This is a genomic window from Limnohabitans sp. INBF003 (genome assembly GCF_055396645.1).
In genome coordinates, this window is the sequence record NZ_AP029222.1 from 2664880 (window position 1) to 2682206 (window position 17327).

Genomic DNA, 17327 nt, shown 5'->3' on the forward strand with positions numbered 1-17327 from the left:
CGCCGCCACTCAAGCGGCAGATGTCATGTTTGCACCAGCTGTTTGGCTTTGGCTATCGACATGAGAATGCCCAGCGCCAGACCCAAGGTGACCATGGCCGTGCCACCGTAGCTGATGAAGGGCAGAGGCACGCCCACCACGGGCAAGATGCCGCTGACCATGCCCATGTTCACAAAGGCGTAAGTGAAGAAAATCATGGCCATGCTGCCCGCCAGCAAACGGCTGAACAAGGTGGGGGCCTGGGCCGCGATGACCAGGGCACGGTAGACCAGAAAGAAAAACCAGAAAATCAGGTACAAGCCGCCGACAAACCCAAACTCTTCGCCATACGCGGCAAAAATGAAGTCGGTGGTGCGTTCGGGAATGAACTCCAGGTGGGTTTGCGTGCCTTGCATGAAGCCTTTGCCCAAGAACCCGCCCGAGCCGATGGCGATCATGCCCTGAATGATGTGAAAGCCTTTACCCAAGGGGTCACGAGCCGGGTCCAGCAAGGTGCAAATGCGCTGCCGTTGGTATTCGTGCAGGACGCGCCAATCCACATCGTCGGCACACAACGTGGGCTCCATGATGACCAGCACCACCACCCCGACAAGGCCCAGCACCACAGGCGGCAAAATCCAGCGCCATTTAAGCCCGGCAAAAAAGATCACCGCCAGGCCCGCAGCCAGCACCAGCAATGAGGTTCCCAAATCAGGCTGCTTCATGATCAAGCCAACCGGAACACCCAAAATGAGCAAGGCCACCGCGAAATCAGAAGGTCTCAGCTGGCCTTCGCGTTTTTGAAACCAGGCCGCCAGCATCAGAGGCAAGGCGATCTTCAGGATTTCGCTGGGCTGGATCACCACGCCCAAATTGACCCAGCGCCGAGCCCCTTTTTTGGTGATGCCAAAAAGCGCCACGGCAATCAGCAGCAGCACCCCGAGGGTGTAAACCGGTACGGCCCAGGCCATGAGTTTTTGTGGTGGCACCTGGGCCACCACAAACATGATGGCGCCAGCCAGCAGCATGTTGCGGCCGTGGTCCACAAACCGGGTGCCGTGGTCATGGCCAGCCGAAAACATGATCAGCAAACCCGCGCAGGCGAGCATGAACACGGCAAACGCCAAGGGGCCGTCAAACCCCTTGAGCAGATACCTCACGCGCTGCAACAGCGTCGGCTTTTGAATGACTGAACCCATGGTGCGGATTATCTCAGGCTGAATTTTGAAAATGGGGGCCAGCGTTGCCGTCAGTGGCTTCGTCCGCTGCGGAACATGCCGTGGGTTTTGCGGTTGAGCGCGCCTTGGGCAGCCAGCTTGTTCATGGAGGGACTGGCGTGCGCGTGGGTGATGGCCATGCCCAAAGCATCGGCCGCATCCTGGCGAGGCACCACGGGCAGCTGCAGCAAGCGTTTGACCATTTCCTGAACCTGCGACTTCGCGGCACGGCCATGCCCGGTGACCGACTGCTTCATCTGCAAAGCGGTGTACTCGGCCACAGGCAAATCGCAAGACACCAGCGCGGTGACGCAACAGCCCCGGGCCTGGCCCAAGAGCAAGGTCGCTTGCGGGTTGATGTTGACAAACACGATTTCGACCGAGGCCACATCGGGCTGGTAACGGGCATTGATTTCGCGGATACCGTCGTAAATCACCTTCAGTCGGGCGGGCAAATTGCCCATTTCTTCGCGGGTGGTCTCGATCACCCCGCTGGCCACGTATTGCAAACGTGAACCGGTCATGTCCAAAACCCCAAAACCCGTGGTCTGCAGGCCCGGGTCAATGCCCAAAATGCGCAAGGTTTGCGGCGCGGGGGTGGTCAATGAGCTCATGGCAACACCACGTCGCCCATGCGGGCCATGATGGTTTCGGCGCGGCTGGCCAGATAGGCCGATTGCGCACGCTGCTCAAAATACCGGGGGCGCGGCAACATGACGGCCAGGCGAGCGGCTTCCCAGTCGTTCAGGCGGGCGGCACTTTTTCTGAAGTAATGCTGCGCAGCCGCTTCAGCACCAAAAACACCCTCACCCCACTCCACGCTGTTGAGGTAAATCTCCAGAATGCGCTGTTTGGACAACAAGGCCTCCAGCGTCACAGTGATCAGCATTTCCTGGCCCTTGCGCAACAAAGTGCGTTCACCCGACAAAAAGAGATTTTTGGCCAGTTGCTGGGTGATGGTGGACCCGCCCACAATCTTGACGTGGGGCGTCTTGGCATCCGGCCGGCGCTGGGCGCGCTGCTCAGCCACGGCTTTGGCCTTGGCGTTTTTCTCCCAGGCTTTCTCCAGCGACTCCCACCAAATACCGCTGTGCTGGATGAACGCGCCGTCTTCTGACGCAATGACCGCCCGCTGCAAGCTGGGGGAGATGTTTTGGCGCGCCACCCACTCTTGCCGCCAAGGCAGTTGCCCTTGCCGGGTCACGATCTGCCAGATCTGCGAACGCTCAAAACTGGTGGATTGGGGCGCCACCACGGCCATGCTGGCGATGCGCAAAGCAAAAAACAGCTGCAAACCCAACAGGGCCAGCACCACCAGCAAACACCAACGACCGAAAGCGCGCATCTGTATCCTTTGTCCGAATGATCTGAAGCAGGGTCAGGGCCGCTGGGGCTCTGCGGCCAACATGCGCGTTTCCAGGGTGCCATCCTTGGAAAACTGAAAACGGGTGACCACCACCATCTGATCGGCTTGCCGCCGCATGTTAGCGCTGAACGCGTCAAAAGGCGCGGCACTGCGCACAATCGCCACGGCCCGCTGGTCCAGCAAAGGCTGGCCAGAGGGCTTGGCCACCTCGGTCTGAACGAGGCGGCCTCGGCCATCAACCGTGATCACCATGGTGAGCTGGCCATAGAGTTTTTGCCCACCCACTTGGGGGAAATTGAGCGTGCCCCGTGTCTCGATGGTTCGCCTCAATTTGTCGTAATACAAGGCGTAGACGGCTTCTCGCGTGGCTGGGCTGATGTAGCGTTTTCGGGGGGCGCCCTGGTTTTTTTGCACCCGCTGCTCGATCTGCGCCAATTGTCGTGTCAGCTGCTGCTGGCGCTCTTGCAGGGCTTGGCGATCGGGTGCGTAGGCTTTGTCACCTTCATTGTCCTGGGCCAAGGCCGACAGCTCCTGCTGGAGCTGGGTCAGCAAACGCGTTTGTTGCAGCTTGAGTGCTTCGATCTGCTGCTGCATGGCGCTGATGTCGGTGCCAGACTCGTGGTGCGCTGCAGGCGGCAAGGGCGAACTGGCGCGTTGCGCCTGCAGGGTGTCACCGCCCCCGGACAGTCGGACTTGGGCCAATGCCTCAGCGCGATCAGGCGCTGCGTCACTGCGGGCGTTCACCAGGATCACCTCCAGCAAGGTGTCCTCAAACACACGGTTGAAGCTTTCGGGATCGGCCCAACGCCAGCCGATCAAGGCGGCATGCAGGGCCGCAGAAAACGCCAAAGCCCACACCAAGGTGCGACGCCTGAACGACTGGTTCAGGCGGGGGAAAAAGCCCGCCAAAGAAGGCTGATCGCCTTCAAGAACCATCGCTTTGCGTGCTGTCATTCAAGTCGACGGCAATCGTGAGCGGCCCGGCCGCGAGCGCTTCGTCTTCTTCTGCCTCGTCGGCTTCTTGGTCAGCCGCCGCCACCGGGGCATCCAGATGCGCGGTCACGGTGCCATGCACGTCCAGCGCCATCAAATCGACCTCGCCCAGTTTGACGCGCACGCGCGCCCCGCGCAGCAGACCCTGTGCGCCCATGACGCTGAACATCAAAGGCAAACTGTCGGCACGCACCAGCCAGATGCCGCCGCCCATCTCCTTGACCAAACTGGCGTCCAGCTCTTCGATGCTTTGCTGCTGCACATGGCGCAGCGTCCAATAGCGCTCCATGCTGGACTGCACGCTGTTGTAGGCGCTGTAGGCAGCGTCAAAGCCACTGATGATGGAGAACAACTCGGCATCTTTGGGCTTGAAAGGCGCAGCCAAGGCAGCGGTCGCACCATGCTTGGCACACGCGATGATTTGCCACTGGTTGACCAGGTCGGTGTAGCGGCGCAAGGGCGATGTGCTCCAGGCATAACTGGGCACGCCAATGCCCGCATGCGGCAGCGCCTTGGTGCCCATGCGCACCTTGACGCCCGGCGCCATGCTGGCCTGGCTGCGGTAAATACCGGGCACACCAAAGCTGGCCATCCACTGGCCCCAAGTGCTGTTGGCCAAAATCATGGCCTCGGCCACCATCAAGTCCAGTGGTGCACCGCGCTTGCGTGTGCCGATCAACACCGTCTCTTCGCCCGTGGGCGGCACGTCGTTGCTGGGGCGGTCCAGCTTGAAGCTGTAGTCCGGCCGGTTGAAGCTTTCGGGCTTGCCACGCACCACCTCGCGCCGCGCTTTGAGGGTTTGCGCCAAGCGCCAGAAAAACCCGAGCGTGGCACGGCTCACCGGCACATCGGCGTGGTCGCTCTGGTCCTCACCCTCGAGCCATTCGCGGGTGATGCGATCGTCCAGCTGGTCATGGCGCAGGTTGACCAAGATCGGCACCCGCTCCAGCTTGGTTTCGGTGCTTTGCACTTCCAGGGTGTCTTCGCTGAACGTCACATACAAAGACACCGCCGGGCAGTCACGCCCCTCAATCAGGGTATAGGCCTGCACCACGTCGTCGGGGAGCATGGTGATCTTGTAGCCCGGCATGTACACCGTGGACAAACGCTGACGACCCAACTGGTCAATAGCGCTGCCCGGCGTCAAGGCCAAGCCAGGGGCCGCAATGTGGATGCCCACCGTGACGGTGCCAGTACCCAAACCCTGCAAGGACAGCGCATCGTCGATCTCGGTGGTGTGTGAATCGTCGATCGAGAAGGCCTGCACCGGGGCCAGAGGCAATTCATCCTGGATGGCCGGGGCTTGCAAAGCCGGAAAACCCGTTCCTTTGGGAAACAAGTCAAACAAGAACCGCTGCCAATGGAAGTCCCAGGCCGAAGCGATGGCCCCGGCGTTTTGCAGCAGGTCCAAAGGCGCTGTCTGGCTGGCTTTGCTGGCCTCGACCACGGCTTTGTACTCGGGGGTATTTTTGTCAGGGCGGAACAGAATTTTGTACAGCTGTTCGCGGATCGGCGCAGGGCACACGCCCGCCACCAATTCGGCCGACCAGGCCTCGATCTGCGCCTGAAGCTGCTTCTTTTTCTCGATCGCAAGCAAGGCCTGTTGCACGATTTCGGCAGGCGCTTTGCGGTAGCGGCCTTTGCCGCCTCGGCGGAAATAATGCGGGGCTTCGTGCAAGCGCAGCAAAGCCGCCACCTGTTGCACGGTGCTGGCGCCTTCGCTGAAATAGTCTTTGGCCAAATCGGCAAAGCCGAATTCTTCGTCCGATGCGAATTCGTAGGCCAGCTCCAACTCGATGCTTTGGCTCAAGGCCGCCGCTTCGTTCAGCAAGTTGGCGGGGGCTGGTTTCTCAAATTTGAGCAGCATTTGCGCTGCCTTGACTTTGACCCGTTTGCCCGAATCAAGCTCCACTTGGGCGGAGGCTTCGGCTTCGGACAGGATCCGTCCGGCCATGAATTTGCCGGCTTCTTCAAATAATGCGTACATGGGCTGATTTTCCCATGCGGCACCGCCTAGACGGGCGCCAGGACTCAGGCCAAGCGAAGAAATTCAAGGATTTCGGGCAGGTATTCGTCGAAATCACTCAGCGCGTGGTCACTGCCCTCGACCAAGCGCACCCGCCCCGCCTCGTGCCGGGCCAGCATTTCACGCCAGTCCAGCACCTCATCGCCCTTGGCGATCACCGCCAGGATTCGGGCTTGGGTGCTTGGCGGTTGGGCCTCCAGTTCGGCCAGCTCTTGCACATACGCGGCCTCAAAAAAGACTTTTTGAACAGGGTCATGCCATGCAGGGTGCTCGCCGATGTAGCCCGCCAAATCACGAGCGGGGTACACGGCCGGGTTGAGCAAAACCGCCGGGCAATCGAGCTGCTGGGCCAGCCAAGCCGCATAAAAGCCCCCCAAAGAAGACCCGACGATGGCCATCCGATCGCTGGGCCAAGTCGACACGCCTTGCAACAACATCTCGATGGCCTGTTGGGGAGACACGGGCAGTTGCGGACACCACCATGTCACGCCGGGGTGCTGGTTTTGCACGATGTCGGCCATTTTTCGGGCCTTAGCCGAGTTCGGCGAAGACCGAAAGCCGTGCAAATACAGCAGGTGGGTGGTGCTTGGCATCACCAGGCGGGCTGAAGTGCCGCGAAGCCACGAGGGGCCTCGGCCGCTTGGTCAAAAGTGACCACTTCATAGGCATCAGGCTGCGCCAGCAAGGCCCGCAAGAGCTGGTTGTTCATGGCATGGCCCGAACGAAACGCGCTGTATGCGGCCAACAGCGGTTTGCCCAAAATGTACAAATCGCCCATGGCGTCGAGGATCTTGTGCTTGACGAACTCGTCGTCATAGCGCAAGCCGTCTGAGTTGAGCACGCGGTAGTCGTCCATCACGATGGCATTGTCCAGGCCACCGCCCAAAGCCAGGCCGTTGGCGCGCAGCATTTCCACGTCTTTGGTGAAGCCAAAGGTCCGGGCGCGGGCAATGTCACGGGCGTACACGCCTTCGGACATGTCAAACACGACTTGCTGCCCGGTCGAATCCACGGCAGGGTGCCGAAAATCGATCTCGAAGCTCAGCTTGTAGCCGTGGTACGGATCAAGCCGAGCCCACTTGATGTTCTCGCCCACGCCTTCGGACACCTCCACAGGCTTGAGCACACGGATAAAACGCTTGGGCACCTGCTGCTCCACCACGCCCGCGCTTTGCAGCAAGAACACGAAAGACGAAGCCGACCCATCAAGAATGGGCACCTCTTCGGCGGTGATGTCCACATACAGGTTGTCGATGCCCAAACCGGCACAGGCCGACATCAAGTGCTCCACCGTCAGGACTTTGGCCTGCCCTGCGGAGATCGTGGAAGCCAGCCGGGTGTCGGTCACCGCTTCGGCAGTCACCGGAATGTCGACCGGCTCTGGCAGGTCGATCCGGCGAAACACAATGCCCGTGTCTGGGGCAGCGGGGCGCAGGGTCAGCTCAACACGCTGGCCGCTGTGCAAACCCACGCCGACGGCTTTGGTCAAGGTTTTGAGGGTGCGTTGAGCGAGCATGCGGTTATTTTAATTGGCACTGGATTCTGTGGAGCTGACAAGGCATTGAACTTGGCGCTTAGGCCGACTTTGCCAACACACCAGTCCCGGTGTGTTCCCCGGGGCTGGCGGGCGATATTGAGGCGCGAAGCGACGACGAGCCCGACAGCCCCGGGGAACATACCGGGACGGCCCATACCCAGAGCCGTTCTCAAAGTTCTGCCGCCCACTCGTTTGAACTCACGCAAAAAGGGGTCAGACAGGCACCCGCCCGTCTGACCCCAAAGCACCAGAAATAACCGTCAGATCAGCAGATCAGTCTGCTTGCTTGCGCAAGAAAGCGGGGATCTCGATGTCGTCCATGCCGGCATTGGCCATGCCATCCACACGGGCAGCCGCATGGGTGCGGTTGCTGCGCCAGTAAGCGGGCACGTTCACCCCATTGGCTGACGAAGGCGATGCCGCGGTCAGCGATGGTGCCACGGCGTCTTGACCGCCCATGGTGAAAGGCACGTTGTCGGTACCAGTGCGCAGCACTTGCAGTGGAGGCGCCGTGCGGCGGGCACCGGCTTTGGACAGGCCTGTGGCCACCACGGTCACGCGGATCTCGTCGCCCAGGCTTTCGTCATAGGCCGTGCCGTAAATCACATGCGCGTTTTCCGAAGCGTAAGCGCGGATGGTGTTCATTGCCTGCTTGGACTCGGACAACTTGAGCGAACCCTTGGCGGCGCTGATCAACACCAGCACACCCTTGGCACCCGACAGGTCCACACCTTCGAGCAGCGGGCAGGCCACGGCTTGCTCGGCCGCGATACGGGCGCGGTCAGGGCCGCTGGCAGCAGCCGTGCCCATCATGGCTTTGCCGGGTTCGCCCATCACGGTGCGCACGTCTTCAAAGTCGACGTTCACATGGCCAGGCACGTTGATGATTTCGGCGATGCCGCCGACGGCGTTTTTCAGCACGTCGTTGGCGTGGGCAAAAGCCTCGTCTTGCGTCATGTCTTCACCGCCGGGCAATTCCAGCAGTTTTTCGTTCAACACCACGATCAGCGAATCGACGTTGGCTTCGAGTTCCTGCATGCCCAAGTCGGCATTGGACATGCGGCGACCGCCTTCAAATTCAAAAGGCTTGGTCACCACACCCACGGTCAAAATGCCCATCTCTTTGGCGATGCGGGCGATCACGGGTGCAGCGCCCGTGCCTGTTCCGCCGCCCATGCCGGCAGTGATGAACAACATGTGCGCGCCTTCGATGGCAGCGCGGATATCCGCTTCGGCGCTTTCAGCGGCTTCGCGGCCTTTTTCGGGCTTGCTGCCAGCGCCCAAACCGGTCTGGCCCAGCTGGATGAAGCGGTGTGCCGCGCTACGGGCCAAAGCTTGCGCGTCGGTGTTGGCGCAGACGAATTCGACGCCTTGGACTTGGCGCTCGATCATGTGCTCGACAGCGTTGCCGCCGCCACCGCCGACACCGATCACTTTGATCTGGGTGCCTTGGTTGAACTCTTCGGTTTGGATCATTTCAATGGTCATGGTGCTACTCCTAAATTTGTTTGCAGTTGCCGAGATTTTTCTAAATACTTTTTGTTCGAGAGGGGGGTGTCAACATCGACACGGTCGTGATGCGGGTGGACTGCCTCTGGCCAGAAATCTTTTTTTCCAGTTCATCAGAAGTTCCCCACAATGAAATCTTTGAAGCGGCCAAAAGCGTTGTTCACAGAACTCTTCTTTTGGGTGACTTTGTAGCCCCGCAGGCGGGCCATGCGGGCTTCTTCGAGCAAGCCCATCACGGTCGCAGCGCGTGGCTGGCTGACCATGTCGGCCAAGCCGCCTGCGTACTTGGGCAGGCCACGGCGCACGGGCTTGAGGAAAATGTCTTCACCCAGCTCAACCATGCCCGGCATCACGGCACTGCCGCCTGTGAGCACAATGCCGGACGACAGCACTTCTTCGTAGCCCGACTCGCGGATGACCTGGTGCACCAGCGAAAAAATTTCTTCGATGCGCGGCTCGATCACACCGGCCAAGGCCTGGCGGCTGAGCATGCGCGGACCCCGGTCTCCCAGGCCAGGCACTTCGACCTGCGCATCCGGGTCGGCCAGCAACTGCTTGGCGTAACCGCTTTCGACCTTGATGTCTTCAGCGTCTTTGGTCGGGGTGCGCAAGGCCATGGCGATGTCGCTGGTAATCAGGTCACCGGCAATCGGAATCACAGCGGTGTGGCGGATCGAACCGTTGGCAAAAATGGCCACATCGGTCGTGCCAGCACCAATGTCCACACACACCACGCCCAGCTCGCGCTCGTCTTCCGACAACACAGCCAGACTGGACGATTGCGGGTTGAGCAGCAGCTGGTCCACTTCAAGGCCGCAGCGGCGCACGCACTTGATGATGTTTTCTGCAGCACTTTGCGCACCGGTCACGATGTGCACCTTGGCTTCCAGGCGCATACCGCTCATGCCAATCGGCTCTTTCACTTCCTGACCGTCGATGACAAATTCTTGCGGCGCCACCAGCAACAAGCGCTGGTCGGTCGAGATGTTGATGGCACGGGCAGTTTCCATCACGCGGGCCACATCGGCTTGCGTGACTTCCTTGTCCTTGATGGCCACCATGCCGCTGGAGTTGATGCCGCGAATGTGGCTGCCGGTGATGCCTACGTTCACGCGGGTGATCTTGCAGTCGGCCATCAGCTCGGCTTCTTTCAGCGCCTGCTGGATGCTTTGCACCGTGGCGTCGATGTTGACCACCACGCCGCGCTTGAGGCCATTGCCCGGGGCAATGCCCAGGCCGGCGATCTTGAGCTCGCCATCGGGCATGACCTCGGCCACCACCGCCATGACTTTGGAGGTGCCAATGTCCAATCCCACCACCAGATCTTTGTACTCTTTTGCCATTTGACTCACCGTTTCCGTTTCATTCCTGTGCCTTGATCGCTCAAGGCTTTTTCTGAGCTTGTGCTTCCAACGTGGTCACACCACGCAAGCGCAAGGCATAACCATCTTTGTGGCGCAAATCAGCCCCTGCCAACGCCGTGGGTGTTCGTCCATACCGCGCTGTCACTTGCGAAAGGGTCCTGAAAAACACCTTCAACTGGGCACCCACTTCTGCTTCCGTGCCACGCCCCAGCTCCAGCCATGCACCGTTTTGTGTCAGCACGCGCCAGCTGCCGCGTGGCGTCAATTCGAGCTGGTCAATGTCCATTTCCACCGCCTCAAAGAGGGGCTGCAAATGCCGGTACATCTGAACCACAACGGCCGACTGGTCATCCGGGCCCTTGAGCCGAGGCAAGCGTTCAATATCCACATCCTCGACATTCGCCTCAAACACACGGCTTTGCTGATTGACCATCTTGTTGGAGCCGTCATCACCCCAAAGCGCCATGGGTTCATGCTCGACCAAAACAGCTCTCAGGCTGTTCGGGAAGTCACGGTGCACCACAGCACCCCGAACCCAGGGCACGGCCTCAAAGGCCTCGCGTGTCCGGTTCAAGTCGATGGTGAAAAAGTTGCCATTCAACTGCGGCATCACATTGGCCCGCAAAGTGACCGCGTTGTTGCGCGTCACGTCGCCCTGCACGGTGATCGCCTGAATCGCAAAAACAGGATGTCGCAGCAGCCACCAAGCGCCCCCCACCAGACTCAGCAACACAAACACCACCGTCAGCGAAGCTGCCGTCATGTTCATGAGCCGGATATCCAGTGGCAAAGGCATGGTTTTTTTCACCCCAAGACCTCCTGCGCATGGTCCAACGTGGCCGAAGCCAACAACTGGCAGCACAAGGCTTCGTAGCTCAGGCCTGATGCACGGGCCGACATGGGCACCAATGAATGCCCAGTCATGCCCGGCGAGGTGTTGATTTCAAGCAGGTAGGGTTGGCGGGTGACTGCATCGATCATCACGTCAATGCGGCCCCAACCCCGGCAACCCAACACCTGGTAGGCCTTGACCACCAAGGCCTCGATGGCGGCCTCTTCGGCCGCAGGCAAACCCGACGGCACCAGGTACTGGGTATCGTCCGTGAAGTATTTGTTTTGGTAGTCGTAATTGCCTGCCGGCGCGACGATGCGGATCACAGGCAATGCATGCGTACGCTCACCCTGACCCAACACAGGGCAAGTGACTTCATCACCCACGATGCATTGTTCGCACAGGATGTCGGCGTCACACACGCCTGCGGCCGCCAAGGCGGCAGGCAATTCTTCAGCGGTCAGAACCTTGGTCACACCAATCGAAGAGCCTTCACGCGCTGGCTTGACGATCATGGGCAGGCCCAAGGTCTTGATCAGCCCTTCCACCGAGACCTGGCCCAAGTGTTCACGTTGCACCAACACATAGGCCGGTGTGGGCAAGCCTTCGGCCAACCACACGCGCTTGGTCATGGTTTTGTCCATGGCGATGCTGGAAGCCATCACACCAGAACCCGTGTAGGGAATGCCCAGCAGCTCCAGGGCGCCCTGCACCGTGCCGTCTTCGCCATAGCGGCCATGCAAAGCGATGAAGCAACGGTCAAAACCCTCGCGCTTCAATTCACTCAAATCCCGCTCGGCAGGGTCAAACGCATGGGCATCCACCCCAGAGGCCTGCAAGGCCTTCAACACGCCTTGGCCGGACATCAGGGACACCTCGCGCTCGGCGGAGCGCCCACCCATGAGCACCGCGACCTTGCCCAAATTGGCAGCGTTCATGCAGCACCTCCCATCTCGACCACTTTGGCAGGCACGGCGCCGATGGAGCCTGCGCCCATGCAAATCACCACATCGCCATCGCGCGCGTTGCTCAAAATGGCCTGCGGCATGTCGGCGATCGCATCGACAAACACCGGCTCCACCTTGCCTGCCACTCGCAGGGCGCGGGCCAGTGAACGGCCATCGGCCGCCACGATCGGGGCTTCGCCTGCGGCATAGACCTCGGACAGCAGCACACTGTCGCAACCCTGACCAATGACTTTCACGAAATCCTCAAAACAATCGCGCGTGCGGCTGTAGCGGTGCGGCTGGAACGCCAACACCAAGCGGCGACCCGGGAATGCGCCACGGGCCGCAGCCAGCGTGGCCGCCATCTCGACTGGGTGGTGACCGTAATCGTCAATCACCGTAAAGCGCCCGGTGCCACCGGGCACGGCCACATCGCCATAACGCTGGAAACGACGACCCACACCCTTGAAGCCCGCCAGTGCGCGCTGCACCGCGGCATCGTCCACCCCCAACTCCACCGCCACGGCCACGGCCGCCAGCGCGTTGAGCACGTTGTGGTTGCCCGGCAAATTCAGCACCAAAGGCAAGTCGGGCAAGGTCACGCCGTTGCGGCGTTGCACGGTGAAATGCATCTGGCCGTGTTCGGCACGCACATCGACAGCGCGCACTTGAGCGCCTTCGTTCAGGCCATAGGTCGTCACGGGCCGGGCGATGTCGTTCACGATGGACTGCACACCCGGATCGTCCGAGCAAACAATGGCCGTGCCGTAAAAAGGCATGCGGTGCAAAAACTCGACAAAGGCCGACTTCAAGCGTGCCAGATCATGACCATAGGTTTCCATGTGGTCAGCGTCGATGTTGGTCACCACCGCCATCACCGGCAACAGATTCAAAAATGAAGCATCCGATTCATCGGCTTCAACCACGATGTAATCACCCGTGCCCAATTTGGCATTGGCGCCCGCACTGTTCAGACGACCACCGATCACAAAGGTCGGGTCCAGCCCGGCTTCGGCCAGCACGCTGGCCACCAGGCTGGTGGTGGTGGTTTTACCGTGCGTGCCGGCAATGGCCACGCCTTGTTTCATGCGCATCAGCTCGGCCAGCATCACGGCGCGCGGCACGATGGGGATGTGGCGCTCACGCGCTGCCAACACTTCGGGGTTGTCGGCTTTCACGGCGGTGGAGGTGACCACCGCATCGGCGTCCTTGACGTTTTGGGCGGTGTGGCCCACATGGGTCTCGATGCCCAATGCGGCCAGACGCCGCAAAGTGGCACTGTCTGACAGGTCAGAGCCGGAAATGGCGTAGCCCAAATTGAGCAAGACTTCGGCAATGCCGCTCATGCCCGAGCCACCGATGCCGATGAAATGGATCTTTCGAATGGCGTGTTTCATGCTGCCAGCTCCTCACAAGCCATCACGACCTCCCGTGTCGCATTTGTTTTTTTCTGTTCATAAGCTTTTTGAGCGCAAACCAGCAAGTTTTCACGGGTCAATCCCGACAAACGCTCTGCCAAAGCCTCAGCCGACAGCTCGGCCTGAGGCACCAACCAGCCCGCACCGTGCTGCACCAAAAACCGGGCATTGGTGGTTTGGTGGTCGTCCACTGCAAAGGGGAAAGGCACAAACAAGGCCGCTGCACCCACCGCTGCCAGCTCGGTCACCGTGCTGGCACCTGAGCGGCAGATCACCAGGTCGGCTTGTGCAAACGCAGTGGCCGTGTCGTTGATGAAAGGCGTCAATTCGGCTTGCACACCGGCGGCCTCGTAGTTGGCACGCAGGGCCTCAATTTGTTTGGCGCCGCTTTGGTGGGTGACCACTGGCCGGGTATCCGCAGGCATCAAAGCCAAGGCCTTGGGCACGATGTCGTTGAGCGCTTTGGCACCCAAACTGCCGCCCACCACCAAAACACGCAAAGGACCTGTGCGGCCCGCAAAGCGTTCGGCAGGCATCGCTTGCTCTGTGAACGCACGGCGCAAGGGATTGCCCACCCACTGGCCCGTTTTGAACACGCCCGGGAAAGCAGTAAACACCCGGGCAGCGACCTGTGCCAACAACTTGTTGGCCAAGCCTGCGACAGAGTTTTGTTCGTGCAACACAACCGGCTTGCCACACAAGCTGGCCATCAGGCCGCCCGGGAACGTGATGTAGCCGCCCAGACCCAGCACCACATCGGGCTGGACGCGACGCACCACCTGCAGGCTTTGCCAAAACGCCCGCAACAAACGCAGAGGCAGCAAAGCCAGGGTGCGAATGCCTTTGCCACGCACCCCCGAAAATTCGACCGACTCGAACGCAAACCCGCGAGGTGGCACCAAATCGTGCTCCATGCTGCCAGGAGCACCCAGCCAGTGCACGCGCCAACCGGCATCGCGCAGGGCTTCTGCCACGGCCAAGCCCGGGAAAATATGGCCACCAGTTCCACCGGCCATGACGAGGGCGCACTTCGTGTTCATGATCGCCCTCCCCGCATCATTTGCTTGTTCTCGGCATCAATGCGCAACACCACGGCAATGGCGATCAGGTTCATCATGATGGCCGAGCCGCCGTAACTCATCAGTGGCAGCGTCAGGCCTTTGGTGGGCAAAGCGCCCAAGTTCACACCCATGTTGATGAATGACTGAAAGCCGATCCAGATGCCCACGCCTTGGGCGACCAAACCCGAAAAGACCTTGTCCAGTGCGATGGCCTGTCGACCAATCACCATGATGCGGCGACTGAGCCACAGGAACAGGAAAATCACCAGCGATACACCGACCAAACCGAATTCTTCGCCTATCACCGCCAGCAAGAAGTCGGTGTGCGCCTCGGGCAACCAGTGGAGTTTTTCGACACTGCCCCCCAGACCCACACCCCAAACTTCGCCACGGCCGATGGCGATCAACGAGTGCGAGAGCTGATAACCCTTGCCCAAAGCATGCTCGGCACTGAAAGGATCGAGGTAAGCAAAAATGCGGTCCCGACGCCACGGCGACGCCGCAATCATGACCACAAATGCGCCCACCAAGCCCGCAAAAATCAGGAAGAACATGCGGGCATTGACGCCACCCAAAAACAGGATGCCCATGGCGATGATGGCAATCACCATGAAAGCCCCCATGTCGGGCTCGGCCAGCAAAAACACCCCGGCCACCACCACGGCTGCACCCATCGGCAGCACCGCACGGAAGAAGCGCTCCTTAACCTCCATCTTGCGCACCATGTAATCGGCCGCATAAATGATGGTGGCAAATTTCGCCAACTCGGACGGCTGGAAATTCATGATGCCAAAGGAAATCCAGCGGCGTGCACCGTTGACGCCTTTGCCAATGAATGGCACCAGCACCAAGGCCAACAACACCAGCGACAGCACGAACATCGGGCGGGCCACTTTTTCCCAAGTGCTGGTGGGAATCTGAAAAGCCAGCAAGGCCATGATGCAACCAAACACCATGGAGATCACATGCCGAGTCAGGAAGTGCGTTTGTGCGTAGCGCGAAAAACGCGGGTTGTCCGGCATCGCGATCGAGGCCGAATACACCATGACCATGCCCCACATGAGCAAGGCCACGACCACCCAGACCAAGGCCTGGTCCACGCTTTGCAAGCGGGTGGCAGACCCGGAAGTCTGGCGTGCAAAGTCATAGCCCCCCAAATTGACGGGCAAGCTTTGACCTTGACTGTCCTGTGCGTTCAAGTTGCCGCCCGCAAACAGACCGGTCAGGCGAGCCCAACCCGTGTGCAGACGTTGCGACAAAGTCAGGGCTTCGCTCATACGCCACCCTCCATCGCCACACCGGCCGCTTCGGCCAACTCGGCGACGGCATCGCAAAAGACTTTGGCGCGATGGCCATAGTTGTCAAACATGTCAAAGCTGGCGCAAGCAGGCGACATCAGCACCGCATCGCCGATGTGGGCCATGCCGGTGGCTTGCGCCACAGCGGCGTGCATATCGACCGCGTCTTGCAAAGGCACGCCGCAGTCCTGCAGCACATCGCGCATGCGTGGACCATCGCGCCCGATCAACACCACGCCACGCGCAAAACGAGAGACCGGATCGCGCAAAGGTGAAAAGTCCTGGCCTTTGCCGTCGCCCCCCAAAATAACCACCACGCGACGATCGGCACCCAAGCCTTGCAAAGCGGCCACCGTGGCGCCTACATTCGTGCCTTTGCTGTCGTCAAAGTATTCGACTTCGTTGACGATGGCCACGGGCTCTACGCGGTGCGGTTCACCCCGGTATTCGCGCAGGCCATACAACATGGGGCCCAAAGCGCAGCCTGCGCTGCCGGCCAGGGCCAGAGCAGCCAAGGCATTGACCGCGTTGTGGCGACCGCGAATGCGCAAGGCGTCTGCAGGCATCAGGCGTTGGATGTGCAGTTCTTCGGCTTCGTCTTTGCGACGACGGCGGGTTTCATCGGCCTCCAGGGCGCGCACCAGCCAGGTCATGCCGTTCATGACTTCAATGCCGTAATCGCCGGGACGCGTGGGCATGTCGCCACCAAAGGTCACGCAGGCGCGCTCAACCGGCTTTTGCAACTTCACACGCACCGATGCTGGCCGCATGGCCATGACTTGCGCGTATTCGCGGTTGAGCACCATCAGGGCCTGCGCCCCAAAAATTCGGGCCTTGGCTGCCGCATAAGCGTCCATGGAGCCATGCCAGTCGAGATGGTCTTGCGAGATGTTCAACACCGTGGCGGCTGTGGGCTCAAAGCCTTCGCTGCTATCGAGCTGAAAACTCGACAGCTCCAACACCCAGACCTGTGGCAAGGCTTGTGCCATGGGGTCCAGTGAAACCACAGGCGCAGGCGGGATCGGCAAAGGCTCAGTCTCATCGCCATCCAGGGCGATCAGGCTTTCTTCTTCGGTGGCATTGACAACGTCGGTGCTGTGCCCCTCTGTGGCTGCGACAGTCTCTTCGGTCGTTTGACCGGTGTGCGGGGCTGCTGACGCCACAGGCTCCACCGTTGTGGCGCTTGCATCGGGACGAACGGGATGAGCGGCCAACTCGGCCGCTTGTTCGGCTTCGCGCTGGGCTGCATCCTGCTCAACCTGCGCTTGCGCCTGCACGATGGCTTCGGTCAAGGTGTCGAGCAGCGTGGGGCCAATGTTGCCGGCCACTTTCACCGTCTTGCCCGCACGGGCCACCAGCTGTCCGGTGAGCGAAGTCACCGTGGTCTTGCCGTTGGTACCGGTGATGGCCAGCACCTGCGGGGCGTAGCCAAAGCGCGCTTTCAAATCCTGCAAGCCTGCCGCAAACAAGCTCAGCTCACCACCTTGCCACAAGCCCATGGCCTGCGCAGCGCTCACCACGGGCGCGACCACATCAGGGGCCAAACCGGGGCTGCGAAACACGGCGCGCACCGAAGTGCCTTCGACCAGACTTGCTGCAAAGGAGCCCGATACAAAACGCACAGCAGGCCACTCGGCCTGCAAAGCAGCCAACTGAGGCGGCGTTTCACGGGTGTCGGCCACAGTCACATCGGCTCCCGCATGGGCGCACCAACGGGCCATCGCCAGGCCCGAAGCACCCAAACCGAGAATCAGAACGTGTTGACCTTGGAGCTGCATGG

Annotated in this window: 15 protein-coding genes; all 15 read right to left on the reverse strand. The window is 60.6% G+C overall.

Going from position 1 to position 17327, the window contains the following annotated elements; genetic code table 11:
- Positions 1 to 23: 23 nt before the first annotated feature.
- On the reverse strand, positions 24 to 1178 hold the full coding sequence (gene rodA / locus ACZ5VE_RS12245) for a rod shape-determining protein RodA (RefSeq protein ID WP_464455432.1): 1155 nt from the start codon (positions 1176 to 1178) through the stop codon (positions 24 to 26).
- A 50-nt stretch (positions 1179 to 1228) separates the two neighbouring features.
- Positions 1229 to 1777 (reverse strand): crossover junction endodeoxyribonuclease RuvC, encoded by a 549-nt coding sequence (ruvC, locus tag ACZ5VE_RS12250; RefSeq protein WP_108312517.1) that lies wholly within the window; start codon positions 1775 to 1777, stop codon positions 1229 to 1231.
- 29 nt (positions 1778 to 1806) lie between these two features.
- Positions 1807 to 2541, reverse strand: coding sequence for a monofunctional biosynthetic peptidoglycan transglycosylase (mtgA, locus tag ACZ5VE_RS12255; RefSeq protein ID WP_464455433.1), 735 nt, complete (start codon positions 2539 to 2541; stop codon positions 1807 to 1809).
- Positions 2542 to 2574: 33 nt separating this feature from the next.
- Positions 2575 to 3516: an energy transducer TonB gene (locus tag ACZ5VE_RS12260; protein WP_464455434.1), complete on the reverse strand. Its 942-nt coding sequence runs from the start codon at positions 3514 to 3516 to the stop codon at positions 2575 to 2577.
- Positions 3488 to 5542 carry a ribonuclease catalytic domain-containing protein gene (locus ACZ5VE_RS12265; protein WP_464455435.1) on the reverse strand — a complete coding sequence of 685 codons (2055 nt, stop codon included), beginning with the start codon at positions 5540 to 5542 and terminating at the stop codon, positions 3488 to 3490. Before ACZ5VE_RS12265 ends, ACZ5VE_RS12260 begins: the two co-directional genes overlap by 29 nt.
- A 44-nt stretch (positions 5543 to 5586) precedes the next feature.
- Complete coding sequence (locus tag ACZ5VE_RS12270) at positions 5587 to 6174, reverse strand: YqiA/YcfP family alpha/beta fold hydrolase (RefSeq protein WP_464455436.1); 588 nt, start codon at positions 6172 to 6174, stop codon at positions 5587 to 5589.
- Positions 6174 to 7097: a UDP-3-O-acyl-N-acetylglucosamine deacetylase gene (gene lpxC, locus ACZ5VE_RS12275; protein ID WP_464455437.1), complete on the reverse strand. Its 924-nt coding sequence runs from the start codon at positions 7095 to 7097 to the stop codon at positions 6174 to 6176. The genes ACZ5VE_RS12270 and lpxC overlap by 1 nt, the downstream gene beginning before the upstream one ends.
- 294 nt (positions 7098 to 7391) lie before the next feature.
- Positions 7392 to 8606 carry a cell division protein FtsZ gene (ftsZ, locus tag ACZ5VE_RS12280; protein WP_464455438.1) on the reverse strand — a complete coding sequence of 405 codons (1215 nt, stop codon included), beginning with the start codon at positions 8604 to 8606 and terminating at the stop codon, positions 7392 to 7394.
- Between the two features lie 134 nt (positions 8607 to 8740).
- Positions 8741 to 9970 carry a cell division protein FtsA gene (ftsA, locus tag ACZ5VE_RS12285; RefSeq protein WP_464455439.1) on the reverse strand — a complete coding sequence of 410 codons (1230 nt, stop codon included), beginning with the start codon at positions 9968 to 9970 and terminating at the stop codon, positions 8741 to 8743.
- A 40-nt stretch (positions 9971 to 10010) separates the two neighbouring features.
- Positions 10011 to 10787: a cell division protein FtsQ/DivIB gene (locus ACZ5VE_RS12290; RefSeq protein WP_464455440.1), complete on the reverse strand. Its 777-nt coding sequence runs from the start codon at positions 10785 to 10787 to the stop codon at positions 10011 to 10013.
- Between the two features lie 8 nt (positions 10788 to 10795).
- Positions 10796 to 11761, reverse strand: coding sequence for a D-alanine--D-alanine ligase (locus ACZ5VE_RS12295; protein ID WP_464455441.1), 966 nt, complete (start codon positions 11759 to 11761; stop codon positions 10796 to 10798).
- Positions 11758 to 13167, reverse strand: coding sequence for a UDP-N-acetylmuramate--L-alanine ligase (murC, locus tag ACZ5VE_RS12300; RefSeq protein ID WP_464455442.1), 1410 nt, complete (start codon positions 13165 to 13167; stop codon positions 11758 to 11760). The genes ACZ5VE_RS12295 and murC overlap by 4 nt, the downstream gene beginning before the upstream one ends.
- Entirely contained in the window at positions 13164 to 14228 is a 1065-nt protein-coding gene (gene murG / locus ACZ5VE_RS12305) for an undecaprenyldiphospho-muramoylpentapeptide beta-N-acetylglucosaminyltransferase (protein ID WP_464455443.1), read from the reverse strand. The genes murC and murG overlap by 4 nt, the downstream gene beginning before the upstream one ends.
- Complete coding sequence (gene ftsW, locus ACZ5VE_RS12310) at positions 14225 to 15526, reverse strand: putative lipid II flippase FtsW (RefSeq protein WP_464455444.1); 1302 nt, start codon at positions 15524 to 15526, stop codon at positions 14225 to 14227. The genes murG and ftsW overlap by 4 nt, the downstream gene beginning before the upstream one ends.
- On the reverse strand, positions 15523 to 17325 hold the full coding sequence (gene murD / locus ACZ5VE_RS12315; RefSeq protein WP_464455445.1) for a UDP-N-acetylmuramoyl-L-alanine--D-glutamate ligase: 1803 nt from the start codon (positions 17323 to 17325) through the stop codon (positions 15523 to 15525). The genes ftsW and murD overlap by 4 nt, the downstream gene beginning before the upstream one ends.
- Positions 17326 to 17327: the final 2 nt, after the last annotated feature.

What these genes read in the sequence shown, in the direction of transcription:
- ACZ5VE_RS12270 (WP_464455436.1), bottom strand. Translation starts at nt 6,174, where the DNA reads ATGCCAAGCACCACCCACCTGCTGTATTTGCACGGCTTTCGGTCTTCG.
- ACZ5VE_RS12290 (WP_464455440.1), bottom strand. Translation starts at nt 10,787, where the DNA reads ATGCCTTTGCCACTGGATATCCGGCTCATGAACATGACGGCAGCTTCG.
- lpxC (WP_464455437.1), bottom strand. Translation starts at nt 7,097, where the DNA reads ATGCTCGCTCAACGCACCCTCAAAACCTTGACCAAAGCCGTCGGCGTG.
- murC (WP_464455442.1), bottom strand. Translation starts at nt 13,167, where the DNA reads ATGAAACACGCCATTCGAAAGATCCATTTCATCGGCATCGGTGGCTCG.
- ftsZ (WP_464455438.1), bottom strand. Translation starts at nt 8,606, where the DNA reads ATGACCATTGAAATGATCCAAACCGAAGAGTTCAACCAAGGCACCCAG.
- ACZ5VE_RS12295 (WP_464455441.1), bottom strand. Translation starts at nt 11,761, where the DNA reads ATGAACGCTGCCAATTTGGGCAAGGTCGCGGTGCTCATGGGTGGGCGC.
- murG (WP_464455443.1), bottom strand. Translation starts at nt 14,228, where the DNA reads ATGAACACGAAGTGCGCCCTCGTCATGGCCGGTGGAACTGGTGGCCAT.
- ftsA (WP_464455439.1), bottom strand. Translation starts at nt 9,970, where the DNA reads ATGGCAAAAGAGTACAAAGATCTGGTGGTGGGATTGGACATTGGCACC.
- ACZ5VE_RS12260 (WP_464455434.1), bottom strand. Translation starts at nt 3,516, where the DNA reads ATGACAGCACGCAAAGCGATGGTTCTTGAAGGCGATCAGCCTTCTTTG.
- rodA (WP_464455432.1), bottom strand. Translation starts at nt 1,178, where the DNA reads ATGGGTTCAGTCATTCAAAAGCCGACGCTGTTGCAGCGCGTGAGGTAT.
- ACZ5VE_RS12265 (WP_464455435.1), bottom strand. Translation starts at nt 5,542, where the DNA reads ATGTACGCATTATTTGAAGAAGCCGGCAAATTCATGGCCGGACGGATC.
- ftsW (WP_464455444.1), bottom strand. Translation starts at nt 15,526, where the DNA reads ATGAGCGAAGCCCTGACTTTGTCGCAACGTCTGCACACGGGTTGGGCT.
- murD (WP_464455445.1), bottom strand. Translation starts at nt 17,325, where the DNA reads ATGCAGCTCCAAGGTCAACACGTTCTGATTCTCGGTTTGGGTGCTTCG.
- mtgA (WP_464455433.1), bottom strand. Translation starts at nt 2,541, where the DNA reads ATGCGCGCTTTCGGTCGTTGGTGTTTGCTGGTGGTGCTGGCCCTGTTG.